The organism is Streptomyces specialis, assembly GCF_001493375.1.
In the GTDB taxonomy this organism is placed as follows: Bacteria; Actinomycetota; Actinomycetes; order Streptomycetales; family Streptomycetaceae; genus Streptomyces; species Streptomyces specialis.
The window spans coordinates 1-1,947 of record NZ_LN929850.1 but is presented as its reverse complement, the minus strand read 5'-3'; the positions used below and the strand labels follow the sequence as shown (position 1 = coordinate 1,947).

The following is a 1,947-nucleotide window of genomic DNA, read 5'->3' as shown; positions in this document are numbered from 1 at the left end:
GGGCGCGGCGGCGGGCGCGTGCGCGGGGCGGGGGGGCGCCGCGCCGGCGGCCGGCCCGTCGCCCGCGCGCGGGCGGCGGGGCCGCCCCCCCGGGGCCCCGGCGGCCCCCCCGCCCGCGCCCGTGGCCCCCCCCCGGGGCCGCCGGCCGCGGGCGGGTTCACCCCGCCGGCCGCCCCGGATGACGCGTTCGCCGCCGCCGGGGCTCCAGGCGTCGGCCGTCCACTCCCAGACGTTGCCCGAGGTGTTGAACAGGCCGAAGCCGTTGGGCTCGTGGGCGGTGACCGGGACGGTGCCGGGGCGGCGGCGCGGACCCGTGTAGCGGTGCGGGAAGGCGCCCTGCCAGATGTTGCACATCTGCCGTCCGCCGGGAGTGAGTTCGTCACCCCAGGGATAGCGCCGCCCCTCGGCGCCGCCCCGGGCGGCGTACTCCCACTCGGCCTCGGTGGGCAGCCGGGCGCCCGCCCACGCGCAGTACGCCAGGGCGTCGGCGTGCGAGACGTGCACCACGGGGTGGTCGGCGCGGTCGTCCACCCCGGAGCCGGGCCCTTCGGGCGCGCGCCAGGTGGCGCCCGCGACGCCGAGCCACCACGGCGCCCCGGGCACCCGGCCGATGACGTGCCGCTCGGCGCCGGGCGCCAGGAGGAGGTGGAACACGTAGGAGCTGCCGAAGCGTTCGGCGTCGGTGACATGGCCGGTGGCGTCGGTGAACGCGGCGAACGCGGCGTTGGTGACGGCCGTGGTGTCGATACGGAACGGCGCGACCCGCACCCGGCGCACCGGCCCCTCGGCGTCCGCCGGGTACCCCTCGCCGAAGTGGTCGCCCATGCCGAACTCGCCACCGAGCAACGTCACTTCGTCACGCCCTGGCGGCACAGGGCGCCGCGCGCCGGTGGCGGCGCGGAGCGGTCCGGTGCCGTCGTGGCCGGGCCCGGGGCCGGGCCCGGGCGCGCAGCAGCGGCCCGTCACGCGAGCACCGGCGCGGCGGCGAGCAGGGTGCGGGTGTAGGGGTGCCGGGGCCGCTCGACCACGTCGTCCGCCGGGCCGGTCTCCACGATCCGCCCCTGGTGCATGACCGCGATGCGGTGGCTGACCTGGCGCACCACGGCCAGGTCGTGGGCGATGAAGATCATGGCGGGCCCGAGCCGCCGTTGCAGGTCGGTCAGCAGGTTGACGACCTGGGCCTGGACGGAGACGTCGAGCGCGGAGACCGGCTCGTCGCAGATCAGCACGGACGGCTCGGGCGCGGGCGCGCGGGCGATGCCGATGCGCTGCCGCTGCCCGCCGGCGAAGTCGCGCGGGTAGCGGGAGGCGGCGTCGGGGTCGATGCCGACCTGGGCGAGGAGCGCGGCGACGCGCTCCTCGCGGTCGCCGATGCCGTGCGCGATGAGCGGCTCCCCGATGATGCGGCCCACGGTCATGCGCGGGTTGAGGGAGGCGTACGGGTCCTGGAACACCATCTGCACCTCGCGGCGCAGCTCCTTCAGCGCGGCGCCGGAGGCGTCGGTGACGTCCCGCCCCCGGAACCTGACGGTCCCGGCGGTCGCCGCGTGCGCGCGCACCAGGGTCCGCGCCAGCGTGGACTTGCCGCTGCCCGACTCCCCGACGACGCCGAGGGTCTCCCCGGCGGACAGGGACAGGTCCACCCCGTCGAGCGCGGTGAACGGCGCGCGCCGCCCGCCGCGCCCGCGCAGGGGGAACGTCTTGCGCAGCCCGGTGACGTCGAGGAGCGGCGCGGTCTCCACCGGCAGGGGCGCCCGCGCGGCCGGCACCGGCCCTGGGACGGCCGGTGCGGCGGCCCCGGCCGCCGGAACGGGGACCTCCGCCGTCACGAAGCACGCCGTGCGGACGCCGTCCTCACGGGCCGTCAGCGGCGGCGCCGCCTGGTGGCAGCGGTCCTCCACCAGCGGGCAGCGCGCCGCGAACGCGCAGCCGGACAGGGGGCGGGAC

Annotated in this window: 2 protein-coding genes; both read right to left on the bottom strand. The window is 79.0% G+C overall.

Features of this window, described 5'->3' with window-relative positions; all coding sequences use genetic code 11:
* Positions 1-852: SUMF1/EgtB/PvdO family nonheme iron enzyme (locus BN2279_RS09485; protein WP_407702214.1), on the bottom strand; the 852-nt coding region annotated here is incomplete at its 3' end.
* 110 nt (positions 853-962) lie between these two features.
* Positions 963-1,947, bottom strand: a 985-nt coding sequence (locus tag BN2279_RS09480; protein ID WP_234347683.1) for an ATP-binding cassette domain-containing protein, incomplete at its 5' end; no start/stop codon positions are given.